Origin of the sequence: Bradyrhizobium sp. Arg237L, from assembly GCF_029990105.1 — a bacterium.
Taxonomy (GTDB): Bacteria; Pseudomonadota; Alphaproteobacteria; order Rhizobiales; family Xanthobacteraceae; genus Bradyrhizobium.
The window spans coordinates 1-15,373 of the sequence record NZ_JAQMIL010000021.1; the positions used below are offsets into that span (position 1 = coordinate 1).

Annotated in this window: 15 protein-coding genes; 10 read left to right on the forward strand and 5 right to left on the reverse strand. The window is 58.3% G+C overall.

All coding sequences use genetic code 11. The features are described from left to right. Nucleotides 1-46 precede the first annotated feature (46 nt). The 5 genes from OZ411_RS14975 to OZ411_RS14995 all read right to left on the reverse strand — a co-directional run bounded on the left by OZ411_RS14975 (nucleotide 47) and on the right by OZ411_RS14995 (nucleotide 5,368). Nucleotides 47-364 (reverse strand): acyl-homoserine-lactone synthase, encoded by a 318-nt coding sequence (locus OZ411_RS14975; protein ID WP_282528588.1) that lies wholly within the window; start codon nucleotides 362-364, stop codon nucleotides 47-49. A gap of 84 nt (nucleotides 365-448) precedes the next feature. After that, on the reverse strand, nucleotides 449-1,177 hold the full coding sequence (locus OZ411_RS14980) for a LuxR family transcriptional regulator (RefSeq protein ID WP_282528589.1): 729 nt from the start codon (nucleotides 1,175-1,177) through the stop codon (nucleotides 449-451). A 375-nt stretch (nucleotides 1,178-1,552) separates the two neighbouring features. Next, nucleotides 1,553-2,251 (reverse strand): TetR/AcrR family transcriptional regulator, encoded by a 699-nt coding sequence (locus OZ411_RS14985; protein WP_282528590.1) that lies wholly within the window; start codon nucleotides 2,249-2,251, stop codon nucleotides 1,553-1,555. 244 nt (nucleotides 2,252-2,495) lie between these two features. Next, complete coding sequence (locus OZ411_RS14990; RefSeq protein WP_282528591.1) at nucleotides 2,496-3,458, reverse strand: FAD-dependent monooxygenase; 963 nt, start codon at nucleotides 3,456-3,458, stop codon at nucleotides 2,496-2,498. Nucleotides 3,459-3,661: 203 nt separating this feature from the next. Then, on the reverse strand, nucleotides 3,662-5,368 hold the full coding sequence (locus OZ411_RS14995) for an AMP-binding protein (RefSeq protein WP_282528592.1): 1,707 nt from the start codon (nucleotides 5,366-5,368) through the stop codon (nucleotides 3,662-3,664). A gap of 173 nt (nucleotides 5,369-5,541) precedes the next feature. Between OZ411_RS14995 and OZ411_RS15000 the strand changes: the two genes are divergently transcribed. The 10 genes from OZ411_RS15000 (at nucleotide 5,542) to OZ411_RS15045 (ending at nucleotide 15,349) form a co-directional block, all read left to right on the forward strand. Beyond that, nucleotides 5,542-6,810 (forward strand): hypothetical protein, encoded by a 1,269-nt coding sequence (locus OZ411_RS15000; RefSeq protein WP_282528593.1) that lies wholly within the window; start codon nucleotides 5,542-5,544, stop codon nucleotides 6,808-6,810. A gap of 79 nt (nucleotides 6,811-6,889) precedes the next feature. Beyond that, entirely contained in the window at nucleotides 6,890-7,642 is a 753-nt protein-coding gene (locus OZ411_RS15005; RefSeq protein ID WP_282528594.1) for an Asp/Glu racemase, read from the forward strand. Nucleotides 7,643-7,791: 149 nt separating this feature from the next. After that, complete coding sequence (locus OZ411_RS15010; protein WP_282528595.1) at nucleotides 7,792-8,493, forward strand: VOC family protein; 702 nt, start codon at nucleotides 7,792-7,794, stop codon at nucleotides 8,491-8,493. 1 nt (nucleotide 8,494) lies between these two features. After that, complete coding sequence (locus OZ411_RS15015) at nucleotides 8,495-8,755, forward strand: hypothetical protein (protein WP_282528596.1); 261 nt, start codon at nucleotides 8,495-8,497, stop codon at nucleotides 8,753-8,755. A gap of 126 nt (nucleotides 8,756-8,881) precedes the next feature. After that, complete coding sequence (locus OZ411_RS15020) at nucleotides 8,882-9,841, forward strand: alpha/beta hydrolase (protein WP_282528597.1); 960 nt, start codon at nucleotides 8,882-8,884, stop codon at nucleotides 9,839-9,841. Nucleotides 9,842-9,952: 111 nt separating this feature from the next. Next, nucleotides 9,953-11,509 (forward strand): ABC transporter substrate-binding protein, encoded by a 1,557-nt coding sequence (locus OZ411_RS15025; RefSeq protein ID WP_282528598.1) that lies wholly within the window; start codon nucleotides 9,953-9,955, stop codon nucleotides 11,507-11,509. A 53-nt stretch (nucleotides 11,510-11,562) separates the two neighbouring features. Further along, nucleotides 11,563-12,528: an ABC transporter permease gene (locus tag OZ411_RS15030; protein ID WP_282528678.1), complete on the forward strand. Its 966-nt coding sequence runs from the start codon at nucleotides 11,563-11,565 to the stop codon at nucleotides 12,526-12,528. A gap of 10 nt (nucleotides 12,529-12,538) precedes the next feature. Next, on the forward strand, nucleotides 12,539-13,372 hold the full coding sequence (locus tag OZ411_RS15035; RefSeq protein WP_282528599.1) for an ABC transporter permease: 834 nt from the start codon (nucleotides 12,539-12,541) through the stop codon (nucleotides 13,370-13,372). Nucleotide 13,373: 1 nt separating this feature from the next. After that, the gene (locus OZ411_RS15040; RefSeq protein ID WP_282528600.1) at nucleotides 13,374-14,354 is read left to right on the forward strand and encodes an ABC transporter ATP-binding protein; all 981 of its coding nucleotides are present in this window, start codon (nucleotides 13,374-13,376) and stop codon (nucleotides 14,352-14,354) included. Next, a complete protein-coding gene (locus OZ411_RS15045) occupies nucleotides 14,327-15,349 on the forward strand; it encodes a dipeptide ABC transporter ATP-binding protein (protein ID WP_282528601.1) in 1,023 nt (340 codons plus the stop codon). The genes OZ411_RS15040 and OZ411_RS15045 overlap by 28 nt, the downstream gene beginning before the upstream one ends. Nucleotides 15,350-15,373 lie beyond the last annotated feature (24 nt).

Here is a 15,373-nt window from a genome sequence, read left to right on the forward strand (position 1 = left end):
TTGAACGGCGAGGCGAGGACGGCCAGAACGAAACAGAGCAGCCCGATCATTCCGCCAGCTTAGGCGATTCCATCACGTCATCAACTCGGATAGAGTTTTCGGTACACACAGCAGGAAAAGTGTCGCGAAGCATGGTCGGACCAAGAGTTGGTAGGAGGCGAACAGAACCCTGCACTTGGCCGTTATCAGACATTTGCGTCAGGTAGGCCGGATGCAGTGCGTCAAAATCATCAATTTCCATATCGCCGCTGGTATGAACGTCCCACGACATGCGAAGCTTGAAAACACGATGCCGCAACCGGTGCATTTCTACGAGAGTGCTGGAAAACTCCCCATACGAAGGTGGTGTGATCAACTGAATCATGATCCCTCCAAGATTGTTCATGACCTCCTTTGAAGCTGGATTGTCGATCCGATTCATTACCTATAGTTGTAGGGGGTTCGCGTCCTAATTTTGCTTTTCTTTGTTTGCAGCGGCCAGACGCCTCACCGCTTGCACGACCGTCCGAACACCTAGTTTTTCCTTTGCATTATTCAAATAGAAGGCCACCGTGTTTCTGGAAATCCCGAGAATCTGTCCAATTTCCCAGGCGCTCTTGCCTTGTGACGCCCACTCCAGACATTGGAGTTCGCGCGGAGAGAGAATAATTCCATCGATTGCCGCCTCGTGAGTGAGTCTGCGGCGGATATGCGCCTGGAAGTACACCGCCATAAGCTGAATAACGTGGGCATGGACGCCGATGCACTTTTCAAACGCGGCCCGCCTTTGATCAGTGGCAAAGGTTAGCGCGGCGACGGTACCGTGCTCATCGTGAATGGGAACGGTGAAACCCAGACGAATCCCGAACTCGGAGGCTTCGCCGAGGAATTCTTGTTGCGTCCGGGAGAGTTGAGTTGATGTGAAGTCCAAACCCCATCGGAATGGTTCTGCGGTCTCTCGTGATTGCGCTATGATAGGATCCACGCGCTCATAGCGGTTGCGCATATAGTGTGTGACCCAATTGGTAGGATAGCTTGAAATTATAAGCGGTTTCCCGCCGAGTCTGTACGGTGGGGCCAAATATGCAAAGCAAGGCAGATCGAGCGCGGTCGCAGTGACCGCCATAGTCTTGGCGAATGCGTCGGCGTTGTCCGCGGCCAACAGATTGTCAACGAATTTCTGAAAGACGCGGTGCATCGTCTGCTCTACGAATCTAGGCTGAGGCGTCAAATTCGCATTCGCGTCAACTGATGCGGGCCGCTTTGCCTCAGATAGCTGATCTTCTCACTTTGGCAATGGCGCTCGACAAGCCGCCGCGGAAGCCGTTCGACCGCTTCATGATCACGTTCCCGAACTGCCAATACGATTTGGTACGAGCGGGCAAGCCCCATTCTAGACGCATCCTCTCGCTCGCACGACTTCGATCCATCTCACCTCGGGAATGGTCCTTGAAATGCGAGACCTTTTATCCTGAACGGCGCCGCAATTTTGGTGGCCCTTCGCGGAACGCCAATGTTGAGACACATTCGAAGCCTCGCAGGTATCGGGGGCAATACGGAGAGGCTGGGAAACTCAGGACGTTTTGATCAGCTGTTCGAGTTGCGCAATGTCGCGCTTGAGTGAGCGTAGCAGTTCCCTCGGGGTTTGTCCGACTTCATCGATGCCTTGCGGCCGAGTGATTCCGTGAAAAGCGATATCGATCAAGACCGACGCTAACTCCTCAGGAGATTTCCTCCCAGTCGGAGAGTACCACCATGACGTCCAGCTTGCGATTCCCAAGATGGCCAGGGCGGCAGTTCGGGCGTCAACCGGACGAAGTTCACCGGCGTCGATGCCCTTCTGGATCAACCTGGTATATAAGTCCAGAACCCTGCGTCTTCCCTGATCAAACTTCTGTTTGATGTCGGAGGGCATCTCAGCAGCGAGTTGATCCAATACGCGCAGCCTCGCTCCCCCCGTCATCCGGCCGTTGATCGAATTGGACAGCAGCTCGCGAAGCTGGTCGCTTGGGGAGCCGTCGCGTTTGGCGAGGCGCCGCTCCATTTGTTCGGCCGCATGTGCAGTGTGCTCCAGCACAAGCGCTTCAAGGATCTCATCCTTGCTCTTAAAGTAGTGATATAGCGCTGACCGGCTCAATTCCAGCGCTTGGGCGACATCCTGGATGGTGGTCTGGGCGTAGCCCTTCCTCTCAAAAACATCAGCAGCTTTCGTAAGGAGTTCCTCGCGGACCAATTCCTTCCTGGGCGTGGTTGGCTCTTTCTTTGTGCTCATGTGGCGTTATTAACGTGACCAGCTATCGATTCAACCGAAATATCGCGAACTTTCGGCGCGTAACGAGCTTCCATGATTGTCAGCCTTCGAACTGCAGATGCTGTCCTCGCAATTCCTGCGAGAGCTTGGAGAACGTCAGCAATATTCCCGGCGGACGACCGGTATGAAACGGTGACGCGGAGCCAAGGCGCAGGCCTTGGGGCAACGGCGCGGGTCCAGCGAGCTACTCATTCCGTTGCGGGTTCTATGGCCGCAAGCCAGCGCCTTTCGCTTTCTTGTACATTCTGAAGAACTCCGGAGTGTATTGCGCTAGGCGCACATCGTCGACCCGGCCCGTTCGAGTCAGGAAGTCATACGCAAAGTCAATCAGCTCCTGACCCATGATCTCTTCAAGCCGTTCGTACCAACTGAAGCTCCTTTTGGCGGCTTCGCCGAACTGCTCGCGCCAAGGCCGCCGGATTCCGTCAAATCTTACCAAAGCAGCGGCGACGTCATCCGTCTGCTGAATCGCTTCGAACAGGGCGGCGGCATCGTCCATGGCCAAGCGGGTCCCTGATCCGATCGAGAAATGCGCGCTCATGAGCGCGTCGCCGATCAGAACTATATTGCCGACCGACCAGACCTTGTTTGTCACCACTGGAAAATTGCGCCAGATCGACCGATTGTCGATCAACGGATCACCCATCAACTCCGGCGCGAACACCGTCTCCATGAACTTCCGACGTTCGTCGTCGCTCATGCCGGCGAGACCCACAGACCTCCAAGTCGCCGCGTCGCACTCGGCGACGAAGGTGCTCATGCGAGGCGTATACGGATAGTAGTGTCCGACAAACCGGCCGCCGGCTGCGGTTCGAAAGATCAGGCTTCCAGGCTGCATTGCACGCCCGACACCATACCAGGCGAAATGGTTGGTGAGCGTGTAGGCCTCGGTTCCGAAGGCTTCTTCATTCAGCCGCCGTACAAGCGAATTTACGCCGTCGGCCCCGACTATTAGATCATAGGAGTTGAACTGATCGAGGGCCTCGATCTTGCAATTGTGCCGGATGTCGACACCGACATCGGAACAGGCGGCCCGCAGGATCTTCAACAGGTCAAGACGCTCGATCGCGCCGCCTTCGCTGGAATACTCCAGTAGGATGTCGGTGCCATTGAGATGGATACGCTGCTCTCTGTTGAAAATCATCGCGCCGGAGATCTTGTCATGCACCTCCGGATCAGCGGCCCTAATGCGGTCGCGCGCCTTGCCTCCCAATCCGACACCGAAACCCCAGGTCGCGTCGGAAGAGTTCTGTTCGAATACGTCGACCTCATGGACTGGCAAATGCAGCTTCACAAGGCGCGAAAAATAGAGGCCGGCGGGGCCCCCGCCAACAACCGCAATTCTCATGGTCGATCTGAACTCCGCTGTTCTTAGAGCGTCTTGAGGGGTGGAGGCGGCAGCGTGGCCTCTTCCTTCTGAATGGTATCGACGATGCGTTCCCGAAGTTTCGGCTTGGAGAGCTTGCCCGAGGACGTGAGCGGAAACTCCGACACGATCTCGATCCGCTCGGGCCACTTGAACTTGGCCAGACCCTGCTTCCCGAGAAATGCGCCCAACTCCGAGACCGTGATAGTCGCACCGGGCGACGTTATGACGAATGCGCAAGCGCGCTCGCCATAGGTTCGATCGGGCATGGCTACCACGGCTATCGCGCTAATCGTGGGGTGGTTGATCGCGATGCGTTCGACTTCTTCGCAGTTGATCTTCTCGCCTCCGCGGGAGACGACGTCTTTCAGGCGGCCTTCAAATACGAGATATCGCTTTCCGTCGATGATCTTGATGCGCATCAGATCGCCGGAGCGGTAGAATCCCTCGCTGGTGAACGCAACCTTGTTGCGTTCCTCGGCATCGAAATATCCGGCTATCGTGCAGGGGCCCCTGATCGCAAGCTCGCCGATCTCGCCATCAGGAAGGTCTCGCTCCGTGCCCGGCTGAAGTATCTTGACCTCATCGAAAGGCGAGAGTGGGCGCCCCACCGTGGAATGCCTCGCTTCGATCGGGTCGGATGCGTTGCAGTACGCCAATAGGCCCTCGGTCATGCCGAACAGCGGCCAAGCCGGCGCACCACCGACAAATGTACGAAACCTCTCCACGCCGGACGTCACCGAAAAGCCTTTGACTTTCGAAAAGTCCAGCCGATCGAACCAGCCAGCCTCCTTCAGGCGGAACAGCACGACCGGAGGAACGATCAGCCAGTTGGGTTTTCTTTGTGCGAGGAGAGGCCCAATTACGGAAGGTTCGAGACTGCCGGCGATCGCGACCTCGCCACCGAAAAAGATCGCGGGGCCCCAGACACACGCCATCGGCGCATTGTGCATCATCGGGTTCGGCGTAAACGCAACCAGTGTCTCGTCGAACCCATGAAAGTCGACGACGGTTCTCAGTGTGTAGAGATACTCGTTGTGAAAACGAGGAATGATCTTCGGCACATCCGTAGTGCCGCCGGAGAGCTGGAAGAATGCCACTTGAAAGGGATCGTGCTGAATCGAGCTGATCCGGGCCTTCGCCTCGGCCGCGTCTTCACGATCGATCAAATCCTGAAACGCGTGAGCACGGCCGTTCAACGATGCCGCACTTCCCTTGGTCGCGATCGTGAACTGCAGGGAGGGAATCTGCTGCCGCATCTCTTCGGCAAAGGAGATGAAATCAAACCGCGGATCTTGCCCGGGCACAATGTGAGCGCGCGCGGAGGCGTGCCGTCCGAGATAGCCAATCTCGATCTGGCGGTGAGCCGCGAGCGTGCAGACCGGGATCAGGCCGGCCTTGAGGCAGGCGATGACTGCGATCACCAGCTCTTTCGAGTTCGGCAACTGAAACAGAACCCGATCAAGGGGCTCGAGACCCAGGCGGAGGAAGGCCGAAGCAGCCTTGTCGGTGACGACGTCGAGCTCGGAGTAGGTGCAGCACCAATCGGTCTCGGAGAGGGCGGGCCGGTTCGGGTGCGCCCTTACGGTCTCGGCAAAAGCAGAAACAAGGGTCTCTGCGGTGAGAACACCCGCGTTGACATATTCTTGAAGCCGCCCAGGCGGTTGATAAACAACGCCCGGAATCGCGTGGCGAACTCCAACTCTCTCCAATGATGCCTCCCGCTTTGATTGAATTTTGGCTCGCAGAATAGTCGCCAGGAAGCTCGACCACAGAACGTGCATTGATGTCAATCAAATTTCGACACTAATGTCGAAAAATAGTTTGACATGACGAAGTAGCCGCTTCATAACCAGAAAAAGATCGCAGGGGAGGAGAAATCTGCATGGTGGATGGTTCGCGCGTTGCCTTGAAGGTCGCGACAACGACAGCGGGCCTTCGGGCTACCCAGTGGAGCGACGACGCGTTGCCGGAGGGGGTGCGGCTGACTGTCCATTCTTTGCGAACAGCGGATGGCGCATCTGTCACCGGTTATCTCTTTGCTCGGGGCGGCGAGCGCACGGTTGTCTGCAGCATGCATCCTCGCGAAATGATCGTCACGAGCTATCTGGTTCCCGAAATCCTGAAAGGGGGCTGCGCCGTCTGGATTCAGGGACCTCGAACTGTCGGAAACGATCTTCGTCTCGAGCACGAGACGGCATTGCTCGATCTGGCGACGGGGCAGTTGTTCCTGCGCGACATAAAGGGTTTCCAGCAACGTGTTCTGCAGGGGACCTCCGGAGGAGGGCCTCTGGCGGCGTTCTACTGTCGGCAGGCGGAGCTTCCTGCCGCGCAGCGGATCCAGGTATCGCCGGGCGGAAGGCCAACTGGTCTCGATCATGCCGAGCTGCCCGTCGCCGACGGCATCATATTTGTCTCGGCGCATTTGGGGCAGGGGCGGCTGATGATGAACGTCATCGACCCTTCGGTGGTCGATGAGGCGGATCCGCTTCACGTCGAGAGAGGGTTGTCGGCGTTCGAGGCATCGAACGGCTTCCGGAAGCCGCCGGAGAGCTCGAGCTATGATTCCGGATTTCTCGTTCAGTATCGGGCCGCGCAAAAGTTGCGCGTTGAAAGGATCGACGCAAAGGCGAAGGCGCTGGTGGCCCGAAAGGCGGAGGCGCGGCAGCGTCTCAAGGGAGCCCGCAATCGTGACGATGCGATCATGGCGGCTTATTCGCCGATCTTCGAGGTCTGGCGGACCGACGCCGATCCACGTTGTTTCGATCTGTCGTTGGATCCGTCGGACCGGGCTTATGGCTCGCTCTGGGGAGCAAATCCCATCGCTTCCAACTACGGGAGCGTCGGCTTCGGTCGGGTTTGCACGCCGGAAGGCTGGCTTTCCAACTGGTCGGCTCTCTCTTCAAATGCCGGAATGGAGGATTGCGCACCTTCGATCCGGGTGCCAACGCTGATGATCGAATACACCGGTGATAACAGCGTCTTTCCGAAAGATGCTGACGCAATCTTCGAGGCGATCGGATCTGCGGACAAGATCCGCCGCCGTATCCATGGCAACCACCATGGTCGTCCGATCGCGGAAGGCGCGCCCAACGGTCAGCTGGTCGCCGGTCAAAGTATCCGCGATTGGCTGGAAGAGAAGCGCTTTGTTTGACGATGAGCCCGGTGAGGTGAGATCAGTGCCCAAACGAGTAGTCCGGATCGGTCAGATCGTGCCGAGCTCGAACACGACCATGGAAACCGAAATTCCGGCGCTTCTTCGTGCCCGGGAATCGGCGGGAATGCGTGACGCTACGTTTACCTTCCATTCCAGTCGGATGCGGATGAAGAAGGTCGTCAAGGCGGAATTGGAAGCCATGGACCGAGACAGTATCAGGTGTGCCGCTGAATTGGCCGACGCGCCCGTGGATGTCGTCGGCTATGCCTGCCTGGTGGCCATCATGTCGATGGGCGCCGGGTATCACAGAAAATCCGAAGCCCAGCTTCATGATGTTCTCAAACGCGAAGGCCGCGACGTTCCGGTCGTTACCTCGGCCGGAGCTCTCGTGGACGAACTCAAGCGCAGCGGTGTGCGTTCGATATCCGTCGTAACGCCCTATGTCAAACTGCTGACCGACCTTGTCGTCAATTACATCCGAAACGAGGGTATCGTCGTGAAGGACTCGATTGCGCTGTCGATTGATGACAACGTCGCCGTCGGTCGCCGCGATCCGGATCTGCTTATCGATGACGTAGCGAGGCTCGATATTGGAGGAGTCGACGCTGTCGTGCTGTCCGCTTGCGTTCAAATGCCGTCTCTCAAGGCCATTCAGCGTGCCGAAGATCGGCTCGGGCTGCCCGTGACGTCAGCTGCGATCTGCACGGCCCGCAAGATGCTCAGCGCCGTTCAGCTTGAGCCGGTGGCTCCTGATGCGGGCTTCTTCCTGTCTTCCGCAAACCTCAGCGAGGGAGCACTTGGCAGGAAGGCCGCGCAGCACGTCGCCTGATTGACCTCTGAGTGTCCTCATTCGGGAGGAAGCGACGGGGGCGGATCGACCAGTGAAATGCGTGAAACGGTGGCAGGCCGGTTGCGTTGATCAGGCGGTGTCTGCCCAGCGGCGCGAGCCGCGCGAACAAACCAGGATGGAGAACCAAGATGCAGGAAACTTTGCACCAAGAGGCGAGATCGGAGAGCCCCTACGCGACCAAGCGGGAGTACCGAACCCGGGAGGTCGATATTGGGAGCTTGAAGAGGGCGAGCGGCGATTCCGTCCAACTGCGCCTGGACGGGGTGGATCACACCGCCCGGCCAACCTGGAAGCTCCGGGAAACCATCGAGTTCTATCGAGATATTCTCGGTCTGCCGCTGGTTCATACGATCAGCGCCCGCGGCTGGGGCCATCCGGGGCACCCTGATTTCCTGCACTTCTTCTTCGATGCGGGCAAAGGCGCGACGATCGCCTTCTTCTATTACATCGGATCGGACCGTACCGAAAAATACATGCCGGAGGATCATCACTTCTATTCGGCAACGCATACAGCGTGGAGTGTACCCACCGCCGAAGAACTGCAACGCTGGAAAACCACTCTCGAAGCGCGCGGCCTTACGGTTTCGCCCTACACGCGCCACGAGATCCTGGAGTCGATCTACTTCCGTGACCCAAACGGATATCCGATCGAGATCACGCTTCGTTTGCGCGACATCGAGGTCATCGACGAACTTGATGCCAAGCTGACACTCGAGGCTGCGATGCAGGTTGAAGATGAATTGAGGGCCAAGGGAGACCGCCTTCGGGACATCGATACGGTCTGGCGTCGCAAGGCGAAGCTTGTTGAAGAACTGATCGGAGAACGGTGAGATGGTCGTTCTGTATGTGCTCGACGTCAAGGAGTTCCTGCCGATTGTCGAAACGGCCAGGAAGAATTCAGACTTCACGGTCTCAAAATCGGACAGGGGCTATTACAGGATAAGCTCGCCCACGGAGATCATCCTAAATCGTAAGGCGATGAACATGAAGCCGGCGGTCTGGTACGGACTGTTTACCGGCGGAATGAATGGTGAGATCGCTGAGTTCGGCAGAGAGGAAGTGCGGGTCATCGGCACCAATCGCCCCCTTTGATCGTAGTCCTGTAACCGCGTGATCCCTCACCAGAGGGTCGCGCACCTATCTTGCGCTTTCGACGGCGATGCTGGCGATGAATGGGCCGGACCTCGCCACGAGGGCAGTATCAGCTGAGGGATAGAGATGGCCGTGAACTATGAAGAGTTGAGGCTGGAGCGGATCGCTTCGCTTGATCCAGTCAGGCGTGCCCAATACGAAAACAGGCGGCCGCCGCTGCGGCAGATGACGGTAGCCGACATGCGGGCTCGCAACGCGAGTCTGCAGGGGCCGCCGACTGCCGATCCGAGTGTCCCGTTTTACGACGTGAGCATTCCGGGTCCCAATGGTCCAGTTCCGACCAGGATCTACAATCCAAAGGGTGGGGCCGAGCCGAAAGGAATCTATATCCATATTCACGCCGGCGGCTACATCATGCTTGGCGGCCTCGATACGCTGATCAACCAAAATACCTCGATCGCACAGGAAACGGGCTGCATCGTGGTCGCGCCGGATTTTCGGCTTCCGCCCGAGCACACGTTCCCGACAGGCCTGTACGACTGCTGGGCCGTGACACAGTGGGTTGGAGACAACGCCAGAAAAATTGGTGGCGATCCGGACAGGATAGGGATCGGCGGTGCGTGCACTGGCGGCAGTTTCGCCGCAGTCCTTGCCTTGATGGCGCGGGACGCTGGCGCGCCGAAAATTGCAGCACAATACTTGGCGGCCACGGTCTTTGATTGCCGTTGCGACTATAAATCGCATGTCGAGAATGGCGACGGCTACACGCTCAGCCATGACGATGACGCGTATGTCATCGAACTCTATTTGAAAGACATGGAGCATCGATGGGACTGGCGGGCGTCGCCGATCCTGGCGCCTTCCGTACGTGGCGTTGCGCCCGCTTATATCTATGTGGGCGAGTGGGACGTCTTGAGAGACGAAAGCAAAGCCTATGCCGATCGGCTCAGGGATGCTGGCGTGGATGTCACTCTCAGGATCTTTCCCCAGGAAAGTCACCAGGTCAGCGCCGTAACGACGCCGATCATGCGAAACGAGATGCACGAGTTCTTGCGCCGGCATCTCTCGCCATCGTCTACTGCGTGAGGAAAGTCCGGAGACTGAGTACTCGGGAATTTTGGATGAGAGTCAGGCTAGGGGGTAGGGAGCCAAGTCATGATTTCAAGACGGTCGCTGTTGACGATTGCAGGTTTGTCGATGATGCCGGGTGCCTATGCAGGTGAGACCGGTCAATCCGCTCAGCCGAGGGCAGGCGGAACGCTGCGGGTGGTCTTGAACTCGGAGCCTTCCAGCGTCTTCGCTCCGATCGAGCCCGGCGGGTCGCCCATGATTGTCGGGTCGAAGATCTTCGAAACGCTGCTCCGTATCCGAACTGATGGCGGATTTGATGGAGTCCTTGCCGAGTCCTGGGCCGGATCGGCCGACGGCAAGGAGTACACGTTCCATTTGCGCGACCGCGTGCGTTTTCATGACGACCGGCCTCTGACGTCGGAAGATGTTGCATTTTCGATGCTTCGGCTCTGGATGAAGGAGAACACCTTTGGCCGCGTCATTTTTTCGAACGTAATTGCGGCCGAAACACCGGATCCCAGAACTGTCATTTTCAGGCTCGATCAGCCTGCGCCGCCGTTTCCATTCCTCGGCATGCTCGCAGCTTTCGGTTCAGTGGCGCCGAAGCACATCTATGAAGGAGGAGAAATTCGCAGGAATCCGCGGACGAATAGCAATCCCGTTGGATCGGGACCATTTCGTTTCAAGGAGTGGAGCAAGGGTAACTATATCCTGCTCGAGCGAAATCCTGTTTATTGGGCGCCGGGCAGGCCCTTAGTCGAACAGATCGTCTTCAAGGTCGTCCCTGATGCTGCTGCGCGAGCAGCGGCATTCGAGGCCGAGGAGGCCGATGTCGGAACCTATAGTCCCGTGGGTGTTGCGGATATCAAACGGTTCGCAAAGCTGCCCTATATCGAACTCGATGCCGCAGGAACGCTCGGGACCAGCGGAACCTTTGCGATGGAGGTCAATCTTCGCCGCAAGGAATTAGCCGACGTGCGGGTACGACAGGCGCTCAGCCTGGCAATTAATCGACGCTTCATCTGCGATACGATCCTGGAGAAGACGGCGCATCCGGCCCGAGGACCGCTCCGGTCATCGAGTGCGCTTTTTGACGCTGGGCTCCCGGAACTGAGATTCGACGTTGCGGCGGCAAACCAGCTTCTCGACGAAGCCGGTTATCCAAGGGCGCAAGGTGGAGTGCGTTTTGCGCTCAACATCGACCCCAATCCATTCTCGCCGGCGCTTGCCACAGTGGCCGAATATCTCAAGCAGGCGTTCGGTCAAATTGGAGTTGGGACCAACATTCGAAGGTCGGACGGAGTCACCTACAATCAGAGGATCTACAACGATTACAACTTCGATCTGACCGTTCAGGTTCTCAGCACGCTGGTTGATCCCCAGATCTCCAATCTGAACTACTTCTGGTCCAAAGGAATCAGCAAAGGCCGATTCCAGACCAACGCGACAGACTATCGCAACGAGGAGATGGATCTGGTGATCGAGGATGCGCGCACCGCAATTGATCCGGAGAGGCGACGTGCAGCAATGCGAGAGTTTCAGAAGCTCGCCGTGCGTGATCTTCCACTGATTCCGCTCGTCGAATACGAGAGCTACAACATCTTCAGCAAGAGAGTGCGAGATCATTCCAATGGCCCGATGTGGCCATTGCAATCCTGGGCGGACGTATGGCTGAGCGCTTGACGGTGTTCCCGTTCGCAAGGATGCAGTTCGAAAAGGCGATCACTTCCCGGCAGATGCGTCTCGTCACGCGCCGTCTTGTGCAGGCGATACCAACGGTCTTGGGCGTTCTGGTTCTGAATTTCTTTCTGATCAGACTGATACCGGGCGATACGGTCGATGCGCTCGTGACGGAGGCCCAGGGGGCCGACGATGCCTTCAAGGATCAACTCCGTCGCGAACTCGGTCTTGACCAGCCGATCTGGATTCAGTTGGCCATCTACGCCTGGCGGATGGCTCATTTCGACCTCGGGTGGTCGTATCGACACTCCGCGCCCGTGCTGGACGTTGTCGTGAGCAGGCTTGGGCCGACCGTGTTGCTCATGGCCAGCAGCATCTTGCTGGCGCTTGTCGTCGGCGTATTTCTGGGCGCAACGGCGGCGCGCCATTTCCGCAATTGGAAGGATGGTGCTGTTACGGTTGCAGTCCTGTTGCTGTATGCGACGCCAACCTTCTGGGTCGGGCTCATGTTGACGGTCGCCTTCGCAATCAAGCTGCGGCTCTTTCCAGTCGATGGATATGCGACCATCGGATTGGGCAGGGCAGGATGGTGGTACGCTCTGGATGTCGCCCATCACCTTGTGCTCCCGGCAATTACGCTCAGCCTATTCTATCTTGCCGTATACGCTAGGCTGATGCGCACATCGATGCTCGAACTGCTTGGAAGCGATTTTGTCCGAACGGCGCGCGCAAAAGGCTTGTCGGAGAGCGCCGTGCTCTGGCGTCACATGCTCCGCAATGCGCTGCTGCCGGTTGTCACTCTGGTCGGCATACAGGTGAGCTCGCTGTTCGGCGGCGCGATTGTGGTGGAGACTGTGTTTAGTTGGCCTGGGCTGGGTCGGCTTGCCTATGACGCCGTGCTGCAACGCGACTACAACCTGCTGCTGGCCATCCTCCTTATGAGCGTCATGGTGGTTGTTGTCGTCAACGTGATCATCGATCTTGTCTACGCCTGGATTGATCCACGCGTAGACGCGACGTGAGGCGAGTGAGATGTTGCAATTCTGGGATCGCTATCGTCGCAACCGGACCTCGGTCGCCGGGCTCCTCATTGTTTCCGCGGTGATCGCCATGGCGGGGTCTGCAAGCCTGCTATTTCCAGGCGATCCTCTCGGTATCGTCGGAGCGGCGTATATCGCCCCTTTTGAAACCATGGAGTTTCCTCTCGGCACCGATCCGCTCGGAAGGGACATCCTTGCCGGACTTTTCTATGGTGCCAGGATTTCGCTGCTGGTCGGTCTCGTCGCGAGCTTAGGGGCGACCGTCATCGGGACGGCCATTGGCGCGGTGGCGGGGTTTCACGGCGGGCGCCTGGGATCGATCTTGATGCGCATCACCGAAATGTTCCAGACAACACCCAACATCATGCTCGCGCTGGTGCTGGTCACGATCCTCGGTCCATCGATTGCCAGCGTCGTGTGTTCGATCTCTCTGGTGACGTGGCCGGCGATAGCCCGATTGACGAGAGCGGAGTTTCTGAAGCTTCGCAATCAGGATTTTGTGCTGGCTTGTGTAGCGATGGGCATGCGGAGCGGACGCATAATCATGACCCAGGTGCTTCCGAATGCACTGCCGCCGATCGTGGTGATGGCATCGATCATCGCGGCAACGGCGATCCTGGTGGAGTCGGCACTGTCGTTTCTCGGACTTGGTGATCCAAATGTTGTCAGTTGGGGCATGATGATTGGTACTGGGCGGTCCGTGCTGAGGAGCGCGCCGTACGTCGCGCTGTTTCCTGGCCTCATTATTCTCTTCACGGTTCTGGGGATCAATCTCGTCGGCGAGGGACTGAATGAGGTTCTCAATCCACGTTTGCGAGATCGCTGATATGACGATCTTGCGGGTCAAGAACGTGGTGGTTCAGTTCAACACGCGCGCCGGCGTCATTCGGCCCGTCGACGGTGTCAGCTTCGATGTCGGACGCGGCGAGACGCTCGCTCTCGTGGGAGAGTCCGGATCGGGCAAGTCGGTTACCGCCCTGACGATCATGGGATTGCTGCCAAAGCGCGACGCGCGGGTGACGGCTGGAAATATCCTCTTTGATGGCCACGATCTCGCAACGCTCGACGAACGAGCCATGCGGGGGCTGCGGGGCAATCGGATGTCGATGGTCTTTCAGGAGCCGATGACCTCGTTGAATCCGCTGATGGAGGTGGGACAGCAGATCGAGGAGAGCATCCGCCTCCATACCGGAATGTCGAGGGCTGCGACCCGGAAAAGGGCCATTGAGCTTCTCGAGCTTGTCCGGATCGCCGACCCTCATCGGCGGATCAACGACTATCCGCATCGACTGTCAGGCGGCATGCGGCAGCGGGTGATGATCGCAATGGCGCTGGCGTGCGAGCCAAAGTTGCTGATTGCCGATGAGCCGACGACTGCGCTCGATGTCACGGTCCAGGCCCAGATCATGGAGCTGATGACCAATCTTCAGAAGACGCTGGGAATGTCGCTATTGCTGATCACCCATGATCTGGCCCTGGTGTCGGAAGTCGCGGATCGCGTTCTCGTCATGTATGCGGGGCGAATTGCAGAAGCAGGGAGTGTTGACGAGATTCTCTCGAGGCCCTCGCATCCCTACACTTCAGGATTATTGGCATCTCTTCCGAGGCCGCGTGCGATCGGCCAGCCGCGACAGCGGCTGGTCGAAATTGCCGGAAACGTGCCGCCGCTTTACGCTCTTCCAAGCGGGTGCGCCTTCGTGGATCGCTGTAAACGCGCCGCGGATATTTGTCGCGCCGAACGACCCGTTGAGCGGCAGTTTGGTGTCGGGAGGGTCGTAGCATGTCACCTGTCCGGAGTGGAAACGTGAGTTCGCCGCCATTGCTAGCCGTCGAGAATCTGCGGAAGTACTTTTCGGACGGACGCGGGACGCTCAGAGCGGTCGACGACGTGTCCTTCTCGATTCGCGCCGGAGAGACGCTTGGCCTGGTTGGTGAGTCCGGCTGCGGAAAATCAACCGTAGGCCGAACGGTGATGCGGCTCTACGAGCCCACCAGCGGGCGGATTCTGCTCGACGGCCTCGACATCGCGCAAATGGGTGAACAGGCGTTGAGGCCGCTGCGGCGAAATATCCAGATGGTCTTTCAGGACCCGTATGCGAGCCTCAATCCGCGATCGAAAGTCGGCCGCATTCTTGAAGAGCCATTCATCGTTCACGGCGGTCGCGGTCGCGGTGAAAGGTGGGATCGGGTTGCATCGCTCCTGCAGAGAGTTGGGCTCAATGCGGATGCTGCGGAACGGTATCCGCACGAGTTCTCGGGTGGACAACGTCAGAGAATAGGTATCGCGCGGGCGCTGGCCCTGAACCCGAAGATCATCGTTTGTGATGAAGCGGTATCAGCGCTCGATGTGTCGATACGGGCCCAGGTCATCAATCTCCTGCTTGATCTGCAGCAGGATCTCGGAATCGCTTATCTCTTCATCTCGCATGATCTGGCCGTCGTCGAACATATCGCCGATAGAATCGCGGTGATGTATCTGGGGCAGATCGTTGAGACGGCTCCGGCGGAGAGCCTTTGGTCGCACTCCTGGCACCCGTATACGCGTGCGCTCCTATCGGCCGCACCTCACCGTGCGAAGGCCGACGAGCCGAAGCGCTACCTGCTTGAAGGCGAATTGCCGAGCCCCATGAATCCTCCGCCGGGTTGTCGTTTCAGCACGCGCTGTCCGTTCGCCACGGACGTTTGCCGCGAGAGCTCGCCAGCGGAGCGAGAGATCATGAACGGACACTTCGTGTCCTGCCACCATAGCGAGCGGATCTTCGGCTTCGAGTCTAGCGCCAACCGGGCGGCGGCGGGCACCTAGTTCGTGGGGCGTCAAGTGCAATCA